Consider the following 24653-nt stretch of genomic DNA (forward strand, 5'->3'; position numbering starts at 1 on the left):
GGGACCCATTTCGACTTTAAGATTCTGAGAATGGATCCTGGCTTTCGCCAGGACGACGCTGCGCGTCGAATGGATTCCCGACAGTCCCGCTCCCGCGGTTCGGGAATGACGCTACTCCGCAAGCACCCTCAGATACGACGACCTCCCCCCGTCCGCCGCGATGGTGGTCCCGTTGACCATGCGCGACTCGTCCGACGCGAGGAAGACGCCGATCGCGGCGATGTGCTCGGGCTCGCCGATGGAGAACGGATAGAGCTTCGTCTTCGCCTGTCGCTCGCGCATCGACCTGGTCGGTGTCTCGGCGAGCATCATGTCCTTGTTCTCCCAGCGCTTGATCGAGCGCTCGGTGCGCACGATCGCCGGCGCGATCGCGTTGGCGCGGATGCCGTGATCGGCGTATTGCGCCGCGAGCGTCTTGGTGAACGACACGATGCCGCCTTTCGCGGCGGCGTAGGCGGGCTTCTCCGAGCCGATCATCCCCAGGTGCGACGCGAAGTTGATGATGGACCCGCCGCCCGCTTTCATCATGTGCGGGATGCCGTGACGGCAGGCGAGGAACGGGTGCAAGAGGTTGAGCGCGATGGTCTTCTGCCAGATCTCCAGCGACATCTCGTGAGTCCGCACGTCTTCCTGCAACGACCCGCCCGCGCAGTTGAAGAGCACGTCGAGGCGGCCGAAGCGCTCGACGGTCTGTCGAATCGCGCGCGCGACCGCTTCGTCGCTCGTCACGTCGGTGTGGATGAAGAGCGCGTGCTCCTCTCCGATCTCGCGCTGCGCGCGCTCGCCGGCTTCGCGGTCGATCTCCGCGAGCGCGACCTTCGCGCCTTCGCGCACGTACGCCTTCGCGGTCGCTTTCGCGATGCCCGCGCCGCCGCCGGTGAGGAATGCCACTTTGCCGTCGAGTCTGCCCAAGTTCTTCTCCGTAACTGAACGATTGCCTAAGTTAGTATACCCACCCCCGTGCATCGGCTCCGCATGCACACGCGGCATGGTGAAAGAACCGAAGTGAATACTGAAACCGATCTCAACATCCGCCCGCTGCCCGACGCGGTGCTGGACGACATCGCCGATTACGTGTGCGATCACGACGTCGCGAGCGAGACCGCCTATCGCACCGCGCGCTATTCGTTCAACGACGCGCTCGGCTGCGCGTTCGAAGCGCTCGACTATCCGGAGTGCCTCCGCTTCCTCGGTCCCGTCGTGCCGGGCGTTTCCATCGAGCGCGGCGCGCGCGTGCCCGGCACGCGCTTCGAGCTGGATCCGGTGAGCGCGGCGTTCAACTTCGGCACGATGATCCGCTGGCTCGATTCGAACGACTGTTTCCTCGCGGCCGAGCGCGGGCATCCGTCGGACAACCTCGGCGCGATCCTCACCACCGCCGATTTCCTGTCGCGCCGGCATCGGCATGAAGGCAAGCCGCCGCTGACGATGCGCGACGTGCTGACCGCGCAGATCAAGGCATACGAGATCCAGGGCGGCATCGCCATCCGCAACAGCTTCACGTTCATCGGCTGCGATCACGCGGCGCTCATTCGCGTCGCCTCCGCGGCGGTGATCACGCGCATGCTCGGGGGGACGCGCGACCACGTGATCAGCGCGGTGTCGAACGCGTGGGCTGACGGCATCACGCTCAAAGCGTATCGGCAGGCGCCCAACGTCGGGACCCGCAAGAACTGGGCGGCCGGCGACGCGACGAGCCGCGGCGTCCAGCTCGCGCTGCTCGCGCTGCGCGGCGCGATGGCTATCCCTTCGGTGCTGACCGCGAAAAAGCATGGTTTCTACGAGGCGCTGTTCCACGGCAGGACGTTCGAGTTCGAGCGGCCTTTCGGCAGCTACGTGATTGAGAACATCCTCTACAAGTTCGCGCCGGCCGACATGCTCACCCAGACCGCGGTCGAGTGCGCGCTGAAGCTGCGGCCGCAGGTGCAGGACCGTATCGACGACATCGAGTCGATCACCATCCGCAGCCAGGAAGCGATGATCGGCATCAACGACAAGCGCGGGCCGCTGCACAACGCCGAAGACCGCGATCACTGCGCGCAGTACGTCGTCGCGGTCGCGCTGCTCTTCGGCCGCCTGACCTCGCCCGACCTTCAGGACGACTTCGCCGCCGATCCCGCGATCGATCGTCTGCGCGAGAAGATCCGCATCGTCGAGGATGCGGGTTACACGCGCGACTTCTACGATCCCGACAAGCGCTCGTCCGCGAACGCGCTCGAGATCGTCTTCAGGGACGGCACCCGGATCGGGCCGATCGGGATCGAGTATCCCTTGGGGCACCCGCGGCGGCGTGACGAGGGCTTTCCCATGATCGAAGCGAAGTTCCGGCGCAACGTGACCCGCCGCTTCGGCGCATCCGCGGACACGCTGATCGAGCTGTGTGCCGACCAGGCGCGGTTCGAGGCGACGCCTGTCGACGCGTTCGTCGACGGGCTCGTCGAGCGATAACAAGAGATATCGAGGAGTAGCGAGTGAAACCTGTCGTACTGTTGAGCGCCGCGGCGCTGTCTTGCGCCGCCGGCGTCCTGCATGCCCAGACGTATCCGACCAAGCCGGTGCGCATGGTCGTCCCGTTCGCCCCGTCGGGCCCCACCGATCTCCTCGCGCGCTTGCTCGGACAGAAGCTCACCGCGCTGCTCGGGCAGCAGGTCATCGTCGACAACCGGGGCGGCGCGGGTGGAACGATCGGCAGCGAAGCGGTCGCCCGCTCCGCGCCCGACGGCTACACCATGCTGCTGGGACACATCGGCATCTTCGCGGTGAACCCGACGCTGTATCCGGCGCTCAAGTACGACGTGGTGAAGGACTTCGCGCCGGTCTCGCTCGTCGCCGACATTCCGTACGCCATGGTCGTGCATCCGGCGCTGCCGGCGCGCAACGTCGCGGAGCTGGTCGCGCTCGCGAAAGCGCGTCCGAAACAGCTGCTCTACGGGTCCGGCGGTACGGGCGGCGCGTCCCATCTCGCCGGCGCGTATTTCGGATTGCTCGCCAAGGTCGACATCACGCATGTCGCGTACAAGGGAGCCGGACCGGCGCTGGTCGATCTCCTCGCCGGACAGACTTCGATGATGATCACCGGGCTGACGCCGCTCGTGCCGCACATCAACGCCGGCAAGCTGCGCGTGCTCGCGGTCGGCAGCGCCAAACGCCTTGCGATCATGCCGGACGTACCGACGGTCGGTGAGACCGTCAAGGGTTTCCAGGCGACGCAGTGGTACGGCGTGGCGGTTCCCGCACAGACGCCGCGCGAGACCGTGGCCGCGCTCAACTCGGCGCTGCACAAGGCGCTGAGCGGCGCCGACGTGAAGGAGCGCCTCGCCGCCGGCGGGGCCGATCCGCTGACCAGCACGCCCGAAGCATTCGGCGCTTACATCAGGAGCGAGATCGCACGCTGGGCGCCGGTCGTGAAGGCGGTAGGCGCGCAGGCCCAGTGATGTCGCCGACGCTCGAGCTGGCGCGCTTCGTCAAGGAGACGCGCGACGACGAGATTCCGGCGGATGTGCTCGGCCACGCCAAGCACTGCGTGCTCAACCTGCTCGGCGTCGCGCTGCACGCGACGCGCGACGATGCGGCGCGCATCGTGCTCGATCTCATCGAGGAAGAAGGCGGTCATCCCCAGGCGTCGGTGCTCGGCTTCGGCGCGAAGACGACGGTCCAGAACGCCGCGCTCGCCAACGGCTTGCTCGCGCACCTCGACGATTTCGACGACACCTTCCTGCCGACGGTGTTCCATCCGTCCGCGCCGACGATCCCGGCCGCGCTCGCGCTCGCCGAGCAGCGCCGTGCGAGCGGCCGCGATTTTCTCGTCGCGTGCACCCTCGGGCTCGAGGTCGCGTGCCGCATCGCGCATCTGGTGCAGGCGGTGCGTCACGGCGCGGTGTGGCACATGACGGGCATGGTCGGTCCTTTCGGCGCAGCGGCCGCCTCGGCGCGCCTGCTCGGCCTCGACGGCGATGCGACCGCACGCGCGTTCGGCCTCGCGGGCACGCAAGGCTCTGGCTTGCGCGAGACCTTCGGCACGATGACCAAAGCCTTTCACCCGGGACGCGCCGCGCAGTCGGGGCTGCTCGCGGCGCGCATGGCGGCGCGAGGCTTCACGTCGTCGACGTCGATCCTCGAAGGCGAGCACGGCTTCGTCAAAGCGCTCGCGCCGGGTGCGGCGCTCGACGCTGCGACCGAGGGTCTGAAGGATCGCTGGTTCCTGCTCGACAACGCGTTCAAGCCGTACGCGTGCGGCATCCTCGCGCACGCGATGGTCGACGCGATGAGGGCATTGAGACAAAAGCCCGGCGTCAGCGCGGACCGCATCTCGAGCGTGACCGGCCGCGTCAATCCGCTCGCGATCACGCTGGAGAGCAGGCCCGATCCGGATTCGGGCCTGGAAAGCCGGCTCTCGTTCCAGCACGCGATGGCGGCGGCGCTGATCGACGGCGCCGCGTATCCCGAGCAGTTCACCGATGCGCGCGCGAGCGACGCGCAGGTCGCGCGCTTGCGCTCGAAGATCGCGGTGACCGGCGACGCGGGCATCGCGCAGGATGCCTGCGAGATCACGGTCACGCTCGACGACGGCCGCAGCTACACCGAGCGCGTCGCCCACGCGACCGGCACGCTGGAGAACCCGATGCGCGGGCCCCGGCTCGAGGAGAAGTTTCGCGCGCTCACCGCCGGCGTGCTGCCGCCGGCCCGGGCCGGCGAGGTGATCGACGCGGTCGCGCGCCTGGAAACGCTGTACGAGGCCGGCACGCTGGCCGCGCTGTGCACTACGAAATGAAGCCGCCGCCGAAGGTCAGTAATACGCCTTGCTCTTCAGCGGATCGGTGATCTTCAGATAGACCTCCCCCGATTTGTAGATCGTCCTGCACACGTCGACCGAGCTCTTCAGCTTGAAGATGCCGTAGGACGAGTTCCCGCTCTGGAAGTCCACGAAGATGGGGCCGTTCCTGCTCATCCCGCCGGCCGTGGTGTTGGACGCTGCGGCGTAGCCTCCGCCGAGGGACACGCCCCAGTGGCAGATCGCCGGCGTGACCGAGTCGTGGATGTTGAAGACCATGCCTTCCGGGATGTCGTCGATGTCGTCATCCGCCACGACGTCGCCGTCGCCGATGATCTGATTGCAGGTATAGGCGTTGAGCTGCTCCCCTTCCGTCAGCATCCACTGCAGCGAGCACAAGCCGGACTTGAACAGCCAGATCTTCACCGCGCCGTAACAGTTCGTGGTGCCGCCCCAGTTTCCGGTTTCGGCTCGCGTTATCGAGCGTAACTGGAAATCGCCGGCCATGTCCTTGATGTCGCGGGCGGTCTGCGCGAACTGCCCCAGCGAGACGTCGGGCAGGCGCGTATAGCTGCGGATGGCTTCCCGGATGTCGGTCTCGGCCTTGTTCTTGAAATACTCGATCGTGTTCTTGCATTTCTTGCCGAGCATGTTGGTGGCGGTCTTGTCTTTCACCGGGTACTCGTATTTCTTGATGTCGAGATAGGCGTTCTGGCACAACAGCAGGCCGCGCAGGGCCATGTGCTGGGATTTGGTCCCGACCTTGTCGAAGCCGTACCAGGCCAGCGAGAGCAGGCCGCCGTACTTCGCTTTCTGTCCGCCCGTCTTGAGAAGGATGTCGTTCGCGAGGGCGTCCGACACGTGTGTTCTGATATAGGCCAGCGCCTGATCGTAGCGTTCGGTATCCGTTCGAGCCATGAAGTTTCCTTTCCCTGGAATCTATCGAGGTTGTTCTGAGCGACGCTTACTCCGGCCTGATGCCGGCAGCTTTCACCACCTTCGCCCATTTCACGATCTCGCGGCTGACGAGCGCCGCGAACTCTTCGGGGGACCCGGGCAGCGGGTCGAGGCCGCTCGCGGCGAAGCGCGCGCGGGTGTCGGCCTCCTCGAGCACCTGGCGCAGCGCGCCGTTGAGCGCGGCGATGCTCGCGCGCGGCGTGCGCGCGGGCGCGAGCATGCCGTACCAGCCGTTCACCTCGACGGCCGGCAGGCCCGATTCGGCGAACGTCGGCACGTCGGGCATCGCGTTCGAGCGCGCGAGCGTCGTCACGGCGATCGCGCGCAGCTTGCCGCTCTGCAACGACGCCCTCGTCGTCGAGATCGAGCCGAAGAACATCGACACGCGCCCCGCGAGGAGGTCGGGCATCACCGCGCCGCCGCCTTTGTACGGCACGTGCTGCAGGTCGAGACCGGCCGCGATGCGCAGCAGCTCGGCCGCGAGATGCGGCGGACTGCCGATACCGGTCGATGCGTAGTTCACGCCGCCGGGCTTCGATTTCACCCAGGCGGCGAGCTCGCCGACGGTCTTCGCCGGCACCGACGGATGCACCACCAGGATGTACGGCCCGCCGGCGACGGTGCCGATGGTCGCGAAATCGCGCTGCGTGTCGAACGGCAGCTTGCGCACGATGCTCGGATTCACCGCAAACCCCGCGGCGACGATGACGAGGGTGTGACCGTCCGGCGCCGCGCGCGCGACGATCTCCGAGCCGATGACGCTGTTCGCGCCCGCGCGGTTGTCGACGACGAACGGCTGGCCGAGCTTCGCGGACAGGCGGTCGGCGACGATGCGCCCGATGACGTCGTTGGTGCCGCCCGGCGCGAAAGGCACGATGAAACGCACCGGACGCTCGGGATAGCCTGCCGCCGAAGCGGCGAGCGCCGCGGAGAGCAGGAGACCTGACAAGGTGCTGCACATTGCGTGACGCATCGGACAGCACCTCCTCGGTGTCGTCTATTTGTTTTCGGTCCAGCCCGCGAACTGCGGCTTGTTGCGCGCGACCTGCGGGCCGTTGAAGTCCCACGCCAGGCACTTCCCCATGTGCGGGGGCGGCCGTTTCAGTACCGGGTCGGGCAGGCCCGCGAGCTTGCGCAGCCGCTGACGATACAACGGGATCGTCTGGTACGCAGCCGTCGCCATGTTGAAGAGCAATTCGCGCAGGTGGGTGCAGCCGCGGATGCCGCCCATCGCCTCTTCGATCGTCTTGCGCCAGCCGCGGCCGAGCGTACGACCGACGAGCGCCTGCAGCGGCTCCCTGGACGGCTGGCATTCGGGAAACGGCGTCGACGGCATCGTCACCGCGACCTGCTCGATCTTCATCCTGTCGTCGACGGTGAGACGGATCGCCATGCCGTGCACGTGATCGCCGGGCTGGAGCAGCCCGCGGTCGGACGTGTCGTGCGCGTAAGACTTGGTGTCGGTCATCTCGCCTTCGATGTCCCACAGGCCGTCCTCGCGGTGGTAGCCGCGGAAGACGACGGTGCGCGTGTGCACCGGGGTGCGCGCGGCGGCGCGGGGCAGGCCGGTCGAAGGCGCTGCGTTGGTTTGTCGTTCCATGATCGTCCGGATTCTTCGGTTGCCTGACTGCTGACGGCCGAGTGTAGCTGATCGGATGCTATGCTCGCGCTCACCATGGACTTCGAATTCGACCGTCACACCGCGCTCGTCACGGGCGCTTCTCAGGGCATCGGGCGCGCGATCGCCAGGGGCCTCGCGGCGCAGGGCGTGCGCGTGGCGATGGCGGCGCGCCGCGTCGGCATCCTGCGCGAGGTCGCCGCGGAGATTCGCGCCGCAGGCGGCGCCGAGCCCGTCGTCATCGAGGCGGACCTCTATCCGGAGGGCGCGGCCGAAGCGCTCGCGGGGAAAGCGCTCGACGCGCTCGGCCACGTCGACATCCTGATCAATTCCGCGGGGGGCAGCCGCCCGCTCGGCGACGCGGGCACCAAAGAGCAGTGGATGGAAGCGCTCACGCTCAACTTCCTGCGCCTGCGCGAGCTCACGCACGCGGTGCTGCCGCAGATGCAGGCGCGCCGCTGGGGCCGCGTCGTCAATCTCACCGGCACGTCCGAGCCGAGGATGATGAACGCCGCGTTCTCGGCGAAAGCGGCGGTCCACGCCTGGGCCAAGGGCCTGTCGCGCGAGGTCGCGAAGGACAACGTGACGATCCACTGCATACAGCCCGGCCGCATCCGCAGCGAGCAGATCTCGAAACGCTATCCGACGCTCGAAGCCGAGCTCGAGTTCGCGCGCGAGGAGATCCCGATGGGCCGTTTCGGCGAGCCCGAAGAGCTCGCCAATCTCGCGATCTTTCTCGCCTCGCCGCTGGCGAGCTACGTCACCGGGACGGTGATTCCCGTCGACGGCGGGATGTATCGCTTCGCGTTCTGACGTGAGACTCAAGGACAAAGTCGCGATCGTCACCGGCGCCGCCCCCCAGGCCGAAGGCGTCGGCAACGGCAGCGCGGCCGCGATCCTCTACGCGCGCGAAGGCGCGAAAGTCGTCCTGGTCAACCGCTCCGAGGCGCGCGCGCACAAGCTCAAGCGCGAGATCGACGCGGCAGGCGGCGAGTGCATCGTGTGCGTCGCGGACGTCGCGCAAGAAGACGACGTGAAGCGCATGGTCGCGACGACCGTCGAGCGCCATGGCCGCATCGACGTGCTGCACAACAACGTCGGCGGCAACAAGGGCGGCGGGCGCGTGACCGAGCTCGACGAGAGCCTGTGGGACGCGACCATGAAGCTCAACCTGAACAGCGCGATGCTCTGCTGCAAGCACGTGATCCCGCACATGATCGCGCAGGGCGGCGGCTCCATCGTCAACGTCTCCTCGCTCGCCGGCATGATCGGGCTCTTCGACCGCAAGACGAGCCTCGTCGCGTATTCGACCGCCAAAGCCGGCCTCTCCGGCTTCACGCGCGCGCTCGCCGCCGACCACGCGGCCGACGGCATCCGCGTGAACTGCATCGTCGTCGGCATGGTGGAGACGCCGCTCATCGTCGCGCTGCAGGGGCCGGACGTGCTGGAGAAGCGCCGCGCCGCGATCCCGCTCAGGACCGCCGGCACCGCGTGGGACGTGGCGCACGCGGCGGTCTATCTCGCGAGCGACGAGTCGCGCTGGGTCACCGGCATCGACCTGCCGATCGACGGCGGGCAGATGCGATTGTTCGAGCGGCCGAGATGACGTAGGAATAACGCGCCTCGTTTGACGCGGGCAGCCATTCCGTATACCTTTCGGTGAATCTGTCGACAGTTTTGTATGATTGTCGGCTGTTCCGGAAAACCTGCCGTGCCCGACACTGTCCCCCGGCCATCCCTCGCTGAAGAGGCGTATCGCGAGATCCGCGACGCGCTGCTTTCGGGCGCGCTCGAGCCGGGCCAGAAGCTGTCGGAGCCGGAGCTCGCGCTGCGCTTCGACACCAGCCGCAGCCCGGTGCGCGAAGCGCTGGTGCGCCTCGAGCACGAAGGCTTCATCGAGCGCTTGCCGAGCGGCCGCCTGAGAGTCGCGGCGCTCGACATCGCTTATCTCGAGCAGCTCTATGTGGTCCGCGCCGACCTCGAAGGGCTTGCCGCGCGACTCGCGACGCCGCTGCTGCGTACCGTCGACCTCGACGCCATGACCCGGAGCGTCGAAGCGATGGACGCGGCGGTGAAGAGCGGCAGCGCGCGCGGCGCGATCGCGACCGGCCAGCAGTTCCACGACGTCATCATGCGCGAGTGCGGCAACGCCCCGCTGGTCTCGCTGCTCGCGGGTCTCAACGCACGCATCGCGCGCTTTCGGGCGGTCGTCGCTGCGCTCGGCGACTACGACCCCGATCGGGTGCTCGAGCACCGGCGCATCCTGAAGGCGCTCTACGAGCGCGACGCCGATGCCGCGCGCGCCGCGATGATGGAACACGTGCAGCGGTCTGCCGCGGTGCTCATCCGCCGCTTGCGGGAGCGCGACACCGCTGCCTGAATCACCACGATAACGAGGAGGAAACCAGAATGAATCTGCGCTACACCTGCGCGCGGCTGAGCGCCGCGGCCGTTTGCGCGCTCGCGAGCGTCGGCGCGCACGCGCAACAGTATCCGACCAAGCCGATCCGGATGATCTGTCCGTTCCCGCCCGGCGGGACGACCGACGTGGTCGCGCGCATCGTCGCACAGGGTCTTTCCGAAGCGTGGGGCCAGCAGGTCATCGTCGACAACCGTCCCGGCGCGGGCGCGGTGATCGGCACCGAGATGGCCGCGAAGTCTCCGCCCGACGGCTATACCGTGCTGCTCGGCTCGATCACGACGCACGCGGTGAACCCCGCGCTCCACAAGCACCTCAACTTCGACGCGGTGAAGGATTTTGCGCCCGTGTCGCTCGTCGTCTCGTCGCCCCAACTGCTGGCGGTCAATCCGTCGGTGGCGGCGAAGAGCGTGAAAGAGCTGATCGCGCTGGCGAAGGCGAAGCCGGGCCAGCTCAACTACGCCTCCGCCGGACCGGGCAGCTCGCCGCATCTCACGTTCGAGCTCTTCAAGAGCGCGACCGGCATCGACATCCGCCACGTGCCCTACAAAGGCACCGGGCCCGCGATCACCGAGCTCGTCGGCGGACAGGTGCAGGCGATGATCACCGGCGTGGTCGCGCTCATGCCGCACGTGAAGTCGAATCGCCTGCGCGCCATCGCGGTGACGAGCAAGGGCCGGGTGGGCGTGCTGCCCGACGTGCCGACGGTCATGGAATCGGGCGTCCCCAATTTCGACGTGAGCTCGTGGTTCGGCGTGTTCCTGCCCGCGGGAACGCCGAAAGCGATCGTCACGAAGATGAACGCGGAGGTGCGCAAGATCGTCGCCGCGCCCGACGTCAAGAAGCGACTCATCGATCTCGGCGCCGATCCCGAGACCAATACACCGGAGCAGTTCGCGGCTTACGTGCGCTCCGAAAGAACGCGGTGGGCGAAGGTCGTGCAGGACACCGGCGCCCGGGTGGAATGAAAACCTAGACTGTCATTGCGAGGAGCGGTGCGACGAAGCAATCCCGAGACGCTCGGTAACGTGCGCCACGAGATCGCCACGTCGCTTCGCTCCTCGCGATGACTACTGTTACTTCAGGAGGTCGATCATGGTACTGAGAGTGCTGGACCCGCTCGCGGACATCAACAAGCCCGCGGAAAGAAAACCGCTGAAAGGCGTCGAATCGTTGCATGGCAAGCGCGTGGGCCTGTTGTGGGGCCGTCACGCGGCGTCGGTGAAGTTCTGGCCGGTGTTCGAGGAAGTGGTGCTCAAGAAGTTCTCCGGCGATCCGGTGCGGCTCTACAAGAACAGCAGCTGGAATCCCGCGCCCGCGAAGGACATCGAAGACTTCGCCGGGAAAGTGGATTATGCGTTCGTGGGGGTAGGCGCCTGAGGGTCGTGCACATCAGCTACCGTGCGTGACACGGTCAATATGGTGCAGCAGGGCATTCCCGCGGTCGGTCTGGTTCACAAGCCTTTCGAAAAGCTCGCGCGCATGCAGGCGGTGCAGCTCGGCATGCCCGACGCGCCGCTCCTCATCTACGATCAGGACCTCCCGGCCAAAGATCCGGCGGACTTCGTGCAGAAGAAAGCCGAGAACGTCACCGAACAGGTGACCGAGATACTCATCGAGCAATGCGGCGCGAAAGGAGAATCGTGATGGGCGCAGCGGACAAGAAGCTCCAGATCGCGTCCAGGGCTTTCGACTTCGACGACATCGACGCGTTCACCGAGCACGCGTACGCGAACGGCTGGACCGACGGTCTGCCGGTGCTGCCGCCGACCGAGAAGAAGGTCACCGCGATGCTCGACTACCTCAAGCGCGATCCGCAGGAGGTGCTCGGCGTGGTGCCGCCGGGGGAAGGGGTGGCGACGATCGAGAAGATCGCGATCAACGCCGCCATGGCGGGCTGCCTGCCGGAGTACCTGCCGGTGGTGATCACCGCGGTCGAAGCGATGCTCGACCCGGTGTTCGAGCTGATGCGCGTGCAGTGCACGACCGGCGGGCCGTGCCCGCTCGTCATCGTCAGCGGCCCCGTGGTGAAGAAGCTCGGCTTCAACTTCGGCGAAGGCGCGTTCGTCGGCACCGGTAACCGCGTGAACTCGTCGATCGGCCGTGCAGTGCGCCTGATCCTGTGGAACATCGGCCTCGGCCGTCCCGGCCAGATGTCGCACGCGACCATGGGCCATCCCGGACGTTACTGCTATCTCGTCGCCGAGCGTCCGCCCGAGGAAGACAATCCGTGGGAGCCGATCCATGTGACCAACGGCCTGAAGCCCGAGGACAGCGCGGTCTCGATGTATCCGTCGGGCACGCACGTCCAGTTCAACTTCGGCACCGGCGCGAACACGATCGAGAACAACCTCTACGTCGCCAAGGAGGTGCTGACCAACCTCGGCCAGTTCCAGGCGGCGATGCAGCGGCTGCTCGTCATCAACCCGCAGGCGGCTTCGGTGTTCGCGGCCGCGGGTTACGACAAGACCAGGTTCCGCGACACGCTGCTCGAGATGAGCAAGCGTCCGGTGCGCGATCTGAAGCGCACCGGCGGCCAGTCGGCTACCGCGACGTGGCACTGGACCAAGATCGCCGACGTCGACAACGACGATCAGATGGTCCCGTGCATGATCGACGAGCACCACCTGCAGATCATGGTCGCCGGAGGCTGGGCGCCGCCGATCAGCCAGTGCGTCATGGTCAACTCGATGCACGGCGAGATGACGACCAAGAAGATCGACTGGACGTGGGAATGATCCCACTACTCTGTTCCCTCCCCCTCAGGGGGAGGGTTAGGGTGGGGGTAGGTTTGATAGCGGCTATGGCGACGCTTTCCGCTTCAGCTCAAAACTACCCCGATCGTCCGATCCGCCTCATCATCCCCGTGCAGGCGGGGCTGTCCACCAACGACACGATCCCGCGCGCCGTAGGACAGAAGCTCGCCGCCGCGCTCGGACAGCCGGTCGTCATGGACAACCGCGTCGGAGCGAGCGGCCAGATCGGAACGCGAGCGGCCGCGACTTCGGCGCCTGACGGCTATACGCTGGCAGTCGGTTACACGACCACCATGGCGGTGGCGCCCGCATTGGGCAACACCGGCTTCGACGCGGCTGCGACGCTCACCGGCGTCGCGCGCGTCTTCACTTCGCCGTCGCTGATCGTCGTCGGCGCGAGCGTGCCGGCGAAGGACCTGAAAGAGCTGATCGCGCTGGCTAAGCGCGCACCGGGTGAGCTCAACTTCGCATCGGCGGGCACCGGCAGCACGCCTCACCTCTGCGGCGAGCTTTTTCAATCGCTGGCAGGAATCGAGCTCGCGCACGTACCTTACAAGTCCGCCGGCGCAGCGATCACCGCGCTCGCGGTCGGCGAAGCGCAGGTCGTCTGCCAGGCCGCGGGCTCGGTGATGCCGCTCGTCAAGTCGGGCAAGCTGCGGCCGCTCGTCGTCGCGAGTCCGCACCGCGTGGCGTCGCTGCCCGACGTGCCGACTGCGAAGGAAGCCGGACTGCCCGGGTTCGAAGTCGAATCGTGGTCCGGCATCGTCGCACCGGTGCGCACGCCGCCGCAGATCGTCAAGCGCCTCTACGACGAGATCGCGAAGGCGCTCGACATGCCCGACGTGCAGAACTTCATCCGCGCGCAGGGCGCCGAGCCCGCGCTCATGACGCCCGCGGCTTTCAACGCTTACATGCGCACCGAGCGCGCGAAGTGGGCGAAGGTCATCAAGTCGCGCAACATCAAGATCGACTGACATGAAGATCGAAGCGATCGAAGTGGTCGGCCTCGACATCGTGCCGTCGCACCGGCGGCGCATGTCGACGGGCGCGTACGTCTACAGCGACAAGGGCGGCTGGGGCGGACGCCCTGTGATGGTCGGCATACGCGCCGGCGGGCTCGTCGGCTGGGGCGAGGCGCGGCCGATCAATCCATTCGTCCCCGAGACCGCGGCGGGGATGTTCACCAACATCCGCGACTACTACGCGCCGGCGCTGATCGGCCGCGACGCGATGCAGATCGAGGCGAACCTGCGCGCGTGCGAAGCGCGCCTGCCGCCGAACCCCGCGACGCTCGCCACGATCGACATGGCCCTGCACGACCTCGTCGGACGCGCGCTCGGCGTGCCGGTGCACACGCTCCTCGGCGGCGCGTGCCGTGACGAGATCCCGCTCGAATGGTCGGTCAGTCTCGACGACGAGAAGGTGATGGTCTCCGAAGCGCTGCGCGCGGTCGAGAAGCACAGCGTCGAGTACGTCTGCATCAAGATCGGGCCGCTGGAGCGCAAGGAGCTCGACATCCGCGTCGCCGCAGCGATCCAGAAGGAGCTGGGGACGAAGGTGCGCCTCGGCGTCGACGCCAACACCTGTTACGACGTGCCGAACGCCGTTCGTTTCGCCAACCGCTTCGACGACATCGGGCTTGCGTACTTCGAGCAGCCGGTGCCGCGCGGCTCGCTCGCCGACATGCGCAGCATTCGCGACCGCGTCACGGTCCCGATCATGGCGGACGAATCGGTGTGGACGCTCGATGACGCGATGCGCGTGGTTCAGCACGGCGCCGCCGACGTCCTCGCGGTGAAGTGGTACAAGTGCGGCGGTTTGAGGCGCTGCCGCGAGGTCGCGGTGATCGCAGAGGCCGCAGGTCTCCAGGCGAACTGCGCCGGCACCGCGAACGGCAGTTACATCGAGGCGATCGCGGCGGCGCACCTGTGCGTCACGATCCCCAACCACGCGTTCGGCGCCGAGTTCATCCTCGGCCTGCCGTCGGTCAACGAGCATCCCATCATCAGCAACCGCCCCATCGATGCGCAGAACGGCCGCTGCAACCTGCCGCCGGGGCCGGGCTTCGGCTTCGAGGTCGACCGCAAGGCGATCGCGAAGTACGCGCTCGAGCACCTGGTCATCGATGCGAGCGGCAGCCGTCGCGTGACCGACGGCGGATAAGATCTACAGGCCTCCGAGGAGAGTTGCCGTGCTGAAGCAAACCATCGCGGCGGTGCTCGCCGCCGCCGTCGCGCCCGCGGTCGCGCAGGAGTTTCCCGTCAAGCCGATCCGCATGATCGTGCCGTTCGCGCCGGGCGGACCGAACGACGTGCTCGGCCGCATCGTCGCGCAGAAACTGTCGGAGCAGATCGGCCAGCAGGTCGTCGTCGACAATCGCAGCGGCGCGGGCGGCAGCACCGGCACGGCGCTCGCCGCGTCGGCCCCGCCGGACGGCTATACGCTGCTCTTCTCGGGGACGTCTTCGCTCGCGATCAACCCGAGCCTCTACGCGAAGCTGCCCTATGACGCGTCGCGCGATTTCGCGCCGGTGAGCCTCGCCGGCACGGCGCCCAGCCTGCTTGCGGTGCATCCGTCGGTGCCGGCGCGCACCGTCAAAGAGCTGGTGGCGATCGCGAAAGCGAGCCCGGGCAAGCTGAACTACGCGTCGGGCGGTGTCGGCGGCACGCCGCATCTGGCCGGCGAGCTCTTCAAGAGCCTCGGGCACGTCGACGTCGTGCACGTGCCGTATCGAGGCGCCGGTCCCGCGCTGGTCGCGCTCGCGTCCGGACAGGTCGACATGTACATCGGGGGTATCTCGTCGGTGCTGACGATGGTGCGCGATAAAAGGATCCGGCCGATCGCGGTGACGAGCGCCAAGCGCACGCCGCTCATGCCCGAGATGCCGACGTTCATCGAGTCGGGCATGCCGGGCTACGAGGTGGTGAACTGGTATGCGGTGTTCGCGCCCGCGGCGACGCCGAAAGCGGTCGTGACGAAGCTCAACGCCGAGACCGTGAAAGCGCTCGCGTCACCCGACGTGAAGAAGCGCTTTGCGGATCTCGGCACCGACGCCGCGAGCAGCACGCCCGACGCCCTCGCGGCGTATCACCGCGAGGACCTCGCGCGTTGGGCGAAAGTCATCAAAGCCGCCAAAATCCAACCCGAATGAAAATCCGGGTCAGAGTCACATTAGTCGATCGAAATCTGACTCTGACCCGGATTTCTAGGCGTTGAGGGAGAACTTCTGGAAGGTGTGGCAATCTTCCGGCGCGCGGCCGCGGCTGACCGCGAAGGTCCACGTCACCTCGCTCACGTAGAGGTCGTTCTTCGAATCGAGCGCAAGCCCGTGCGGCGCGGCGAAGCTGCCGGGCTCGGTCATGTCGGGATTGCCCCAGCGCGCGAGCACCTTGCCGTTCCTGTCGTAAATGCTCATGCGCGCCTGGCGATATTTCCTGATCTTCTCGCCTTCCCGATAGTTGTGGTCGCCTTCGTGCCATGCAAGCTCGGTGACGTAGGCATTGCCCTTCGAATCGAAGCACAGATGGGTCGGGCGCTGCGTGTCGGTCCACTCGCTCAAGAACTCGCCTTCGGGGCTGAAGATCTGGATGCGGTCGGCTTCGCGGTCGCAGACGTACACCTTGCCTTCGGCGTCGACGGCGATGCCGTGCGGCAGGTGGAACTGGCCCGGACCGCTGCCGGGCTCGCCCCATGAGCGCACCAGCTCGCCCTTGGGCGAGAAGATGTGCACGCGCGCGTTGCCGTAGCCGTCGGTGATGTAGATCTGGCCCTTGGCGCCGATCGCGACGTTGGTCGGCCGGTTGAACGGAGGACCGCCGTGCGTGATCGTGTCGAGGTTCTTGCCGTCGTAGCCGGTGTTCGACGGCGTGTTCCTGGTGCCCATCGTCATGAGGAGCTTGCCGTCGGGCGAGAACTGGCGGACGGTGTGCTGGCCGTCGTCGGTGCAGAAGATGGTGCCGTTGGGCGCCACGTAGATGCCGTGGGTGCGATAGGAGAAATCGCCTTCGCCCCACGAGCCTTTGAAGTTGCCTTCCTTGTCGTACATGATCACCGGGTGGTCCCCGCGGCACATGAGGTAGACGCGGTCTTCCTGGTCGACCGCCACGCCCGCGACGTCGCGATGCGCGAACCCCTTGGGCAATTGCTCCCAGCCTTCGACGACGGAATACGAGATGGCCATGGCTCCCCCTCCGATGAAGTGTTGAGTGTTTAGTGTTAAGTGTTTAGTGTTTCGTGGCAAGCACACAACGGAGCGAGCGAGGGGACGGTGAAGATCAAACGCATCGAGCATGTCGGCGTCGTAGTCCGCAATCTGGAAGCGAGCCGCAATTTGTGGGAGAACGTCCTCGGCATCAAGCTCGATGCCTATGAGCACACGCCGGGGCGGCCGCATCGGTTGGCGCTCTATCCCGTCGGCGAATCGATGGTCGAGCTGCTCGCCGGCATCGAGCCCGACAGCAAGTTCGCGAAGATGTGCGACGACGGCAAGGCGGGCATCAACCACATCTGCTTCGAGGTCGAAGACATCGACGAAGCGCTGGAAGAGCTCAAGGCCAAGGGCGTGCCGCTGATCGACCAGACGCCGCGCATCGGCCACGCCGGCTGTCGTATCGCGTATCTCGATCCCAAGGGCACCGAAGGCTGTCTGATCGAGCTCGCCGAGTTGCCGAAGACGCCGGCACACGCGTGACTTTGACGGACGTTCCGGGATTGCTTCGTCGCTATCGCTCCTCGTAATGACGTCATCGCGAGGAGCCGAAGGCGACGAAGCGATCTCGTGGCGCACGAAAACAGGACTCGAATGACTACGACAGACGGGCGCATCGCGAAGCTCAAGCAGAAATACGATCCCGCCGCGATCGACAGAGGCCTCGAGCTCCGGCCCGACGACTTCGTCGAAGAGCTCGAATGGCGCGACCGCGTCGACCAGCACTACGCGCGCTCGTGGCTCGAGTTCACTTACGGGGGCCTCTTCACGCGCAAAGGTCTCGACGAGCGCACGCGGCTCCTCGTGTCGGTCGCGCAGTTCCTCGCGATGGGCGAGATGGAGGAATTCGAGCGCCAGATCCCCGGCGCGCTCGCTGCGGGCGCGACGCCGCGCGAAGTGCTCGAGATCATCCTGCAGTCGACCGTCTACATCGGTTACGTGAAAGCGGGGCGCGGCGCGAAGCTCTGCGTGCAAGTGATCGAAAAGCTCGGACGATTGAGCGAGCTCACCGAGACACAGCTGCCGCTGGAAGGGCGTCTGCCCGAGCGCTCTCTGGAAGCCGAGCGCAAGCAGTGGCCGGCGGCGAAATCGGCGGACGAGACCGCGTGGCGCGAGCGCATCCTGGAGAAGTACGGCTGGAAAGGCGTGAGCACGCGCATCCGCACCCAGAACCACCAGAGCAACGACACCATCAACAACTACGACCGCATCGACCCGCACTACCTCCAGCTCTGGTTCGACTTCATCTACGGCGAGATGTACCCGCGGCAGATCGTCGACGACCGCACGCGGCTGCTGATGATGGTCGGCATCTGCCTCGCGCTCAACGAGCCGGTGCAGCTCGAGAACCACATCCGCGGCGCGATGCTGCTCGGCGCGGCGCCGCGTGAAGTGCTCGAAGTGTGCGTGCAGTCGACCGCGTACTGCGGCATGCCGACGACGGTGCAGGTGGTGCGCGTCGTCGAACGCGTGGCGAAGGAGCTTGGGCGCGCCGGTGAGCTGGCGGGCTGAAGGTCAAAAGCGATTGACCGCAAAGGACGCAAAGGACGCAAAGGAAAGGCAAAGACTTGTCGGGTGGTTGATCCGGTTACAGCGCTTCGAGCGAAGGCGGAGTCCATTGCGTTTCGCGGTCGAGCGGCCACACCGGGCGCGGCAGGGCTTTCCAGGGGAAGCGCTCGAGCAGCGGCGACGTGAGCCCGGCCGCGTCGACCTCCACGATCTTCGCGTCGGGATAGCACTCGTCGAAGCCGGCGCGGAAGTGGCCGCGCGATTTCACCGTGAGCGACGCGAAGGAGCCGACGTCCAGGCCGAGGTGCTCGAAGAATGCGGGGTCGGCGCACTGGATGCGGCGCGCGCACACCACCATCGTGAGGCCGCCGATGCGCACCGCCGCGGTCGGCCCCATGAGCGCAGTGCGGCCGGCGTAAATCCCGCGGCGGCCGGGCACGACGCCGTTCGATAGCGCGAGCACTTCCAGCTCGACCGGTATCTCGCGCGCGTGCGCGTCGGCGCGGCCTTCGTTCAGCACGACGCTCAGCTTCGCGCCGACGCCGGCTTCATGACAGCGCGCCGCAGCCGCCGGGTCGACGAAGTTGCCGAGCAGCGCGCGCTCGGCCCGCGCGGCGAGCAGGGCTTCGAGCACGTCGGTGGTGTTGCCGCGTCCGCCGCCGCCGGGGTTGTCCGCGACGTCGGCCAGGCACATCACGGCGCGATCCAGGCTTTTGCCCGCCGCTACGGCGCGTGCGATCGCAGCGTCGAGCGCCGTGAGCTTCACCGTGAAGCGCTCGCGCTGCGCCCACGCATACTTCGCGAGGTCGAGCGCGAGCTTCTTTCTCTTGTCGTCCGTCCCGTAGGTGAGGATCGAGATCCCGCACTCCGGCGCATCCGCGAAAGCGAAGCCGCCGAGCAGCGACACGACGGGCAGGTCGGGCGCGATGTGCCGCTGGCCTTCGACGATCATGTCGGCGTACGCGCCGCGCGCGGTGAGCAGCGTCACGGTGGGTGCCGCGATCGGCATGCGGATGAAGGTCTTGCCGAAGCGCTCGCCGGCGAGCAGACGCCGCAGCAGCGGTGCGGCCTCGGCGCCGCGCTCGCGCCGGTCGACGTGCGGATTGGTGCGATAGCTGACGATCACGTCCGCGTTGTCGAACATGCGCTGCGAGATGTTTGCGTGCAGGTCGACCGTCGCGACGACCGGCTTGTCGGGTCCGACCGCTACGCGGGCGAGCGCGTAGAGCTCGCCGTCGGGATCGCTGTCGGCGGTCGACACCATCGCGCCGTGATTGCTGACGTAGATCGCGTCGAGCGCGCCGGCCTCGCGCAGCAGCGCGCGCATGCGCGCGAGGGTGCGCTCGACGAATGCGGCGTCGGCGGCGCCGCCGGGCTCGGTGGCGGTGATGAGGATGGGCACCGCTTCCCACGGTCCGGTCGCGTTCATCGCTTCGACGAAGCCGGGGATCTCGGCGGGCATCGCAGGCGCGGGCTTGGCGGCTTCGGCGAGCATCGCCGCGCCTTCGTAGTAGCACGAAGCGCGGAAATCGGCTTCGGTCGTGGTCGGCGCGAAGGCGTTGCTTTCGAGGTGGATGCCGAGGATGGCGACGCGGGGTGGTCTGGTCATGGTGTATTGCGTTGCTCAAGAGTTGAAGAAGCTTAACCGCAGAGGACGCAGAGGACGCAGAGGAAAACAAGAACGATGAACCGAAACGTAGGGTGCGTGCAAACGCACCGAGCAGGGCCCGCTCGATGACGGCGCCGTCAATCCAATCCCAATGCACTTAGCGCCTTTGCGAGCTTCTGCCGCGTCTTACCTTCGACCAACGGATGCGTCGACAGCCACGTGCGGGCGGAGAAGCCGGGAGCGAGGGTGCGGATCTCGTCGGCTTCCCAGGCTGCCGCGGCGTTGTCGCCGCCGGCGAGCTGCGAGGCCGCCATGTAGACGCGCGCTTCGACGTCCGCGGGATTGCGCTGGAGCGCGTAACCGAGATTGAGCTTCGCCTGCTCGGCGTTGTCGAGACCGTAGTGCGCGCGCCCGAGGATGAGCGAGTGCAGATAGCTGCCGTCCGGATTGAGCCGCATCGCGATGCGCAGCAGGCTGGGCGCCTCGCGCGGCTGGTCCATGTAAGTGAGGATGCCGCCCATCAGCGCGTACGCGTCCGAGTACGACGGATACAGGCGCACCGCGGTCTCCGCCTGCTCGAGCGCTTCGCGGTGCCTGCGCCGCTGCAGATTGACGAGGGCGAGCGCGAGGTAAGTCTCGGGGACGTCGCTGTCGATCTGGCGCGCCGTGGTCGCGAGCTCGTAAGCGCGCTGCAGCGCCGCCGCGCTGTCCGCGCTCCACTGGTTGCGGTGCTCGATCGCGTAGGTCATCGCGAGCGCGGCGTAGGCGCGCGCAAAGCGCGGGTCGAGCTCGATCGCGCGCCTGAAAAGCTCGCGCGCGGTCTCGTTCTCGGTGCGCTGCCTCGCGATCGCCGCAAGCTGGCCGCGCTGGAAATACCGGTAGGCCTCGAGGTTGCGCGTGTGCGGCCGCGCGACCCGTGCGAGCTCGGCCTCGCTCACTTTCGCGGGCAGGAGCTGGACCACCGCGCGCCCGAGCTCTTCCTGCACCGCGAAGAGGTCGCTCAGGGTGCGGTCGTAGCGCTCGGACCAGAGCTGTTTGCCGCTGGCGGCGTCGGTGAGATGCACGTTGAGCCGCAGCCGCTCGCCGGCGCGCTGCACCGAGCCCGTCACCACGTAACGCGCCGCCATGCCGGCGGCGCTTTCCGCGACGACCGAGATGCCGCTGATCTTGCTGAGGTCGGTGGCGAGATCGGCGGTGATCCCGCGCGCGAGCACGGCCGCTTCGGCGTCGCCGCCGACCGCTTCGAACGCGCGGATGCCGACCGTCGGCTGCGCCGCCCGCGCCGCCTCGCCGCTCGTCACGGCGCGGCCGATGCGCTCGGTGTCGTCGGGGCGGAGCGCGATCCAGCCGATCGCACCGGCCGCCGCGATCGATGCGACCGCGGCGACGGCCGGCCACGGCGACTTGCGCGCCGGCGCCGGCGGCGTGCTTGCCGCCGGTCTCGCGACTTTGGCGACCAGGCGATAGCCGCGCTTCGGAATCGTCTGGATGTACGCCGGCGCTTCGGCATCGTCGCCGAGCGCCTTGCGCAGCTTGATGACGACCTGGGTCAGCGCATCGTCGCTGACGACGACGCCCGGCCAGACCGCGGAGAGCAGGGCCTCGCGGCTGACGACCTCGCCCGGGCGCTCGGCGAGATGGCACAGCAGCGCCATCGCCTTGGGCTCGATCTTCACCACGCGCTCGTCCGACGAAAGCTGGTTGAGCGGCGGCTCGACGGTCCAGTCGCCGATCGTCAGGAGCGCGTGCGGAGCTTGTTGAGCGTCGTCCGGCATGGCGCTGACGCCGGTGGAAGGCCTCGAAGGGTCCCGGGATTTCGCATCTTAGCCAAACCTTAGGCGTTTGTTCGGGACGCGTCGCCCGTCTCGTCGTGGAATGCGATCGGCCACTTCGGCGCAACGGAGGACGATCATGAGGAAGTCTCTCTACGCATTGGGCCTGGCGACGGTCACGAGCTTTGCCGCCGCAGCGCAGCACGATCACGACCACGGCGCGGGCGGCCGCCCGCCCGAGCAACTCGGAAAAGTGTCATTCCCGACGTCGTGCTCGGCGGCCGTCCAACCTCAGTTCGAGCGCGGCGTCGCGCTGCTGCATTCGTTCTGGTTCGGCGAAGGCCTGAAGGCGTTCAGGGCGGTCGCCGCGCAGGATCCTGCTTGCGCGATGGCGTACTGGGGCGTCGCGATCAACCGGCTGCTCAACCCGTTCGGCGGCGAGCCGGGCTCGGCGTTCCTCGAGGAAGGCGCCGCGGCGATCGAGCAGGCGCGGGCGATCGGCGCGAAAACGCCCCGGGAGCGCGATTACATCGAGGCTGCGGCGATCCTCTACACCGACGTCAGCGCGAAGCGCTGGCACGAGCGCGCGGTGGCGTACGAGCGGGCGATGGCGCGGGTGGTCGAGCGCTATCCGGACGACGTCGAGGCGAAGATCTTCTACGCGCTCGCGCTCAACTTCGCCGCGGACCTGTCCGACCAGACGTACGCCAAGCAGCTCGAGGCGGCGGCGCTGCTCGAGCCGCTGCTCGTCACGCATCCGGACCATCCCGGCGTCGCGCACTTCCTCATCCACAGCTACGACTATCCGCCGCTCGCCGACAAGGGGCTTGCCGCCGCGCGCCGCTACGCGAGCATCGCGCCGTCGGCGGCGCACGCGCTGCACATGCCTTCGCACATCTTCACGCGGGTCGGCGCGTGGGAAGACTCCGCGGCGACCAACCGGCGCTCGGAGGACAACGCGCGCGCCAATTCGAGCGGCGACGAGATCCTGCACGCGATCGATTACCAGGTATACGCCTACCTCCAGCTCGCGCGCGACGCCGAAGCGAAGCAGGCGCTGGAACGCGCGACCGAGGCGACGTCGAAATACAAGCTGATCCGGGCCGCCGGACCTTACGGCGCGGCCGCGGCGCCCGCGCGTTACGCGCTGGAGCGGGGGGACTGGAAAGCGGCGGCCGCATTGCCGGTCAACCCGGGGAAGGTCCTCTACGCGAACGCGGTCACGCACTTCGCGCGCGCGGTCGGCGCGGCTCGTGCCGGCGACGCGGCGGCGGCGAAAGCCGATGTGGCAAAGCTTGCCGAGCTGCGTGACGGCCTCGCCAAGGACAAGTACTGGACCGAGCAGGTCGAGATCCAGCGTCTCGCCGCGGAGGCGTGGATCGCGCTCGCCGACCAGCGCCGGGACGAAGCGCTGGCGCTCATGCGCACCGCGGCCGATCGCGAGAGCGCGAGCGAAAAATCGCCGATCTCGCCGGGGCCGATATTGCCCGCGCGCGAGCTCCTGGGCGATCTGCTGATGGAGCTGGGCCAGCCTGCGGCTGCGCTCAAGGAATACGAAGCGTCGCAGCAGCGCGAGCCCAACCGCTTCCGCGGCTGGTATGGCGCCGCGACCGCGGCCGCGAAAGCCGGCGACACCGCGAAGGCCAGGCTCTATCAAGCAAAGCTCGCAGCGCTCGCGAAGAACGGCGGCACGCGCCCCTAGAAAATCCGGGTCAGAGTCACGTTACCGACCAGAAATCTGACTCTGACCCGGATTTGTGCGGTCGACCGTCTCGCCGCGCAACACGACGGTCGAGATGCGCCGGGTGTGGGTGATGTCGTCGAGCGGATTGGCGTCGAGGACGATGAAGTCCGCGCTCTTGCCGGCTTCGAGCGTGCCCGCGTCGGACATGCGCAGGAACTCCGCCGAGTTGCGCGTCGCCGCGACGATGACCTGCATCGGCGTCATGCCCGCAGTGACCATGTCCGCCATCTCTTCGTGCGGGCCCCACGGGCGGTTGCCGTCGGTGCCGAGGGTGATGCGCGCGCCGGCCGCATTGAGCTTCGCGAGATTGCGCGCCTGGATGCCGAAGAACTTCTGCGCGTCGGGACGATCGGTATTGGCCGCTTCGAGCTTGTCGACCTCGGCCGCGGACAACCCGGCTTTCAGCCACGACAGATCGGTCTTCACCCCGCGATCGGGCAGGTTGGGCGTGAGCACGAGGTTCGGATGCTGCTTCCACATCGCGATGAATTCGTCGTCGATGTCTCTGTCGCGCACGCCGTGCGCGAAAGCATCGATTCCCGCGCGTATCAGGCCCTTCGCATCTTCCAGATCGAAGATGTGCGCGGTGACGCGCAGGCCGCGCTTGTGCGCTTCGTCGATGATCGGCCCGTAGATCTCCGGCGGGATCTTCTTGTACTTGCCGTCGCGCGTGTCGACCCAGATCTTGACGATGTCGACCTTGTCCGCCGCGAGCTGTTGCACCGCCTTGCGGCCGTCGTCCGCGGTGGTGACCCAGTGCGGCACGGTCGTGCGGCCCGGCTCGGGCATGGTGATGCCGCGTCCGGCGGTGAACATTCGTGCCGCACCCGGCATCGTCTTGCCCTGAAATTCGAAGGCTTCGATGCTGTCGGTGCCCATGCTCATCGCGGCGCCGACGCCGTAATAGGCGCGCATCCTGAGGTCGCGCACGATGGCGTCGCGCCGCGGGCTCAGGTGGACGTGCGTGTCGATGATCGTCGGCATCACCGTCTTGCCTTTGACGTCCACGCGCTTCGCGCCCGCCGGCACTTTGACGTTCGCGGCAGGACCGGCTGCGGCGATGCGCGCGCCGTCGACCACCAGCACGCCGTTGTCGATGACGCGCCCGTCGCCGACGATCAGGCGTGCGCCTTCGTAGGCGGTCACCGATTGGGCATGAGCGGGATGGCCGAATGCGGCGACGGTGCAGAGCGCTGCGGCGGCGGCTAGTTTTTTCATGACGGCTCCCCCTTCCAGGAACGTGACCGGATCGTGCGCCAAAGCACTCTGGAAAGTCAAAATGGACCGGATC

24 protein-coding genes are annotated in these 24653 nt (G+C 67.4%); 16 read left to right on the top strand and 8 right to left on the bottom strand.

Annotated elements, in window-relative coordinates; translation table 11 throughout:
• Positions 1-111: 111 nt before the first annotated feature.
• The gene (locus VHP37_19850) at positions 112-912 is read right to left on the bottom strand and encodes an SDR family oxidoreductase (GenBank protein HEX2828618.1); all 801 of its coding nucleotides are present in this window, start codon (positions 910-912) and stop codon (positions 112-114) included.
• A 93-nt stretch (positions 913-1005) separates the two neighbouring features.
• On the opposite strand from VHP37_19850, the gene VHP37_19855 reads away from it, so the two are divergent.
• Genes VHP37_19855 through VHP37_19865 form a run of 3 tightly spaced genes read left to right on the top strand, consistent with a single transcriptional unit; the run spans position 1006 to position 4771 of the window.
• Positions 1006-2448: a bifunctional 2-methylcitrate dehydratase/aconitate hydratase gene (locus VHP37_19855; GenBank protein ID HEX2828619.1), complete on the top strand. Its 1443-nt coding sequence runs from the start codon at positions 1006-1008 to the stop codon at positions 2446-2448.
• Between the two features lie 23 nt (positions 2449-2471).
• On the top strand, positions 2472-3434 hold the full coding sequence (locus VHP37_19860) for a tripartite tricarboxylate transporter substrate binding protein (GenBank protein HEX2828620.1): 963 nt from the start codon (positions 2472-2474) through the stop codon (positions 3432-3434).
• Entirely contained in the window at positions 3434-4771 is a 1338-nt protein-coding gene (locus VHP37_19865) for an MmgE/PrpD family protein (GenBank protein ID HEX2828621.1), read from the top strand. Before VHP37_19860 ends, VHP37_19865 begins: the two co-directional genes overlap by 1 nt.
• A gap of 15 nt (positions 4772-4786) precedes the next feature.
• Here VHP37_19865 and VHP37_19870 read toward each other — a convergent pair whose 3' ends face one another.
• The 3 genes from VHP37_19870 to VHP37_19880 are packed head-to-tail and all read right to left on the bottom strand — an operon-like array spanning position 4787 to position 7328.
• The gene (locus VHP37_19870; GenBank protein ID HEX2828622.1) at positions 4787-5689 is read right to left on the bottom strand and encodes a hypothetical protein; all 903 of its coding nucleotides are present in this window, start codon (positions 5687-5689) and stop codon (positions 4787-4789) included.
• 46 nt (positions 5690-5735) lie between these two features.
• Positions 5736-6701, bottom strand: a complete 966-nt coding sequence (locus tag VHP37_19875; protein HEX2828623.1) for a tripartite tricarboxylate transporter substrate binding protein — start codon at positions 6699-6701, stop codon at positions 5736-5738.
• A gap of 24 nt (positions 6702-6725) precedes the next feature.
• Positions 6726-7328, bottom strand: a complete 603-nt coding sequence (locus tag VHP37_19880) for a DUF2889 domain-containing protein (GenBank protein ID HEX2828624.1) — start codon at positions 7326-7328, stop codon at positions 6726-6728.
• Positions 7329-7388: 60 nt separating this feature from the next.
• On the opposite strand from VHP37_19880, the gene VHP37_19885 reads away from it, so the two are divergent.
• The 10 genes from VHP37_19885 to VHP37_19930 all read left to right on the top strand — a co-directional run bounded on the left by VHP37_19885 (position 7389) and on the right by VHP37_19930 (position 15672).
• Entirely contained in the window at positions 7389-8159 is a 771-nt protein-coding gene (locus tag VHP37_19885; protein ID HEX2828625.1) for an SDR family oxidoreductase, read from the top strand.
• Position 8160: 1 nt separating this feature from the next.
• A complete protein-coding gene (locus tag VHP37_19890) occupies positions 8161-8952 on the top strand; it encodes an SDR family NAD(P)-dependent oxidoreductase (GenBank protein ID HEX2828626.1) in 792 nt (263 codons plus the stop codon).
• A 105-nt stretch (positions 8953-9057) separates the two neighbouring features.
• A complete protein-coding gene (locus VHP37_19895; GenBank protein ID HEX2828627.1) occupies positions 9058-9726 on the top strand; it encodes a GntR family transcriptional regulator in 669 nt (222 codons plus the stop codon).
• A gap of 29 nt (positions 9727-9755) precedes the next feature.
• Positions 9756-10733 (top strand): tripartite tricarboxylate transporter substrate binding protein, encoded by a 978-nt coding sequence (locus VHP37_19900; GenBank protein HEX2828628.1) that lies wholly within the window; start codon positions 9756-9758, stop codon positions 10731-10733.
• Between the two features lie 127 nt (positions 10734-10860).
• Positions 10861-11145 carry a hypothetical protein gene (locus VHP37_19905; GenBank protein HEX2828629.1) on the top strand — a complete coding sequence of 95 codons (285 nt, stop codon included), beginning with the start codon at positions 10861-10863 and terminating at the stop codon, positions 11143-11145.
• Positions 11146-11166: 21 nt separating this feature from the next.
• A complete protein-coding gene (locus VHP37_19910) occupies positions 11167-11412 on the top strand; it encodes a hypothetical protein (protein ID HEX2828630.1) in 246 nt (81 codons plus the stop codon).
• On the top strand, positions 11412-12503 hold the full coding sequence (locus VHP37_19915; GenBank protein ID HEX2828631.1) for a hypothetical protein: 1092 nt from the start codon (positions 11412-11414) through the stop codon (positions 12501-12503). The genes VHP37_19910 and VHP37_19915 overlap by 1 nt, the downstream gene beginning before the upstream one ends.
• A 65-nt stretch (positions 12504-12568) precedes the next feature.
• A complete protein-coding gene (locus tag VHP37_19920; GenBank protein HEX2828632.1) occupies positions 12569-13495 on the top strand; it encodes a tripartite tricarboxylate transporter substrate binding protein in 927 nt (308 codons plus the stop codon).
• Position 13496: 1 nt separating this feature from the next.
• Entirely contained in the window at positions 13497-14684 is a 1188-nt protein-coding gene (locus VHP37_19925; protein ID HEX2828633.1) for an enolase C-terminal domain-like protein, read from the top strand.
• A gap of 28 nt (positions 14685-14712) precedes the next feature.
• Complete coding sequence (locus tag VHP37_19930; GenBank protein HEX2828634.1) at positions 14713-15672, top strand: tripartite tricarboxylate transporter substrate binding protein; 960 nt, start codon at positions 14713-14715, stop codon at positions 15670-15672.
• Positions 15673-15726: 54 nt separating this feature from the next.
• Here VHP37_19930 and VHP37_19935 read toward each other — a convergent pair whose 3' ends face one another.
• Positions 15727-16701 (bottom strand): peptidyl-alpha-hydroxyglycine alpha-amidating lyase family protein, encoded by a 975-nt coding sequence (locus VHP37_19935; GenBank protein ID HEX2828635.1) that lies wholly within the window; start codon positions 16699-16701, stop codon positions 15727-15729.
• 87 nt (positions 16702-16788) lie between these two features.
• Between VHP37_19935 and VHP37_19940 the strand changes: the two genes are divergently transcribed.
• Both VHP37_19940 and VHP37_19945 read left to right on the top strand, forming a co-directional pair.
• Positions 16789-17211, top strand: a complete 423-nt coding sequence (locus VHP37_19940) for a VOC family protein (GenBank protein ID HEX2828636.1) — start codon at positions 16789-16791, stop codon at positions 17209-17211.
• 111 nt (positions 17212-17322) lie between these two features.
• Positions 17323-18240, top strand: a complete 918-nt coding sequence (locus VHP37_19945; GenBank protein HEX2828637.1) for a carboxymuconolactone decarboxylase family protein — start codon at positions 17323-17325, stop codon at positions 18238-18240.
• 76 nt (positions 18241-18316) lie between these two features.
• Here VHP37_19945 and VHP37_19950 read toward each other — a convergent pair whose 3' ends face one another.
• Together VHP37_19950 and VHP37_19955 are read right to left on the bottom strand one after the other, a co-directional pair.
• Entirely contained in the window at positions 18317-19846 is a 1530-nt protein-coding gene (locus VHP37_19950) for a M81 family metallopeptidase (protein HEX2828638.1), read from the bottom strand.
• Between the two features lie 137 nt (positions 19847-19983).
• Positions 19984-21621 (bottom strand): winged helix-turn-helix domain-containing protein, encoded by a 1638-nt coding sequence (locus VHP37_19955; protein ID HEX2828639.1) that lies wholly within the window; start codon positions 21619-21621, stop codon positions 19984-19986.
• Between the two features lie 136 nt (positions 21622-21757).
• Here VHP37_19955 and VHP37_19960 point away from each other — a divergent pair, with 136 nt between their 5' ends.
• Positions 21758-23320, top strand: a complete 1563-nt coding sequence (locus VHP37_19960; GenBank protein HEX2828640.1) for a hypothetical protein — start codon at positions 21758-21760, stop codon at positions 23318-23320.
• 21 nt (positions 23321-23341) lie between these two features.
• On the opposite strand, the gene VHP37_19965 is transcribed toward VHP37_19960, so the two are convergent.
• Complete coding sequence (locus VHP37_19965; protein ID HEX2828641.1) at positions 23342-24580, bottom strand: amidohydrolase family protein; 1239 nt, start codon at positions 24578-24580, stop codon at positions 23342-23344.
• Positions 24581-24653 lie beyond the last annotated feature (73 nt).

The organism is Burkholderiales bacterium (assembly GCA_036262035.1).
GTDB lineage: Bacteria > Pseudomonadota > Gammaproteobacteria > Burkholderiales > SG8-41 > JAQGMV01.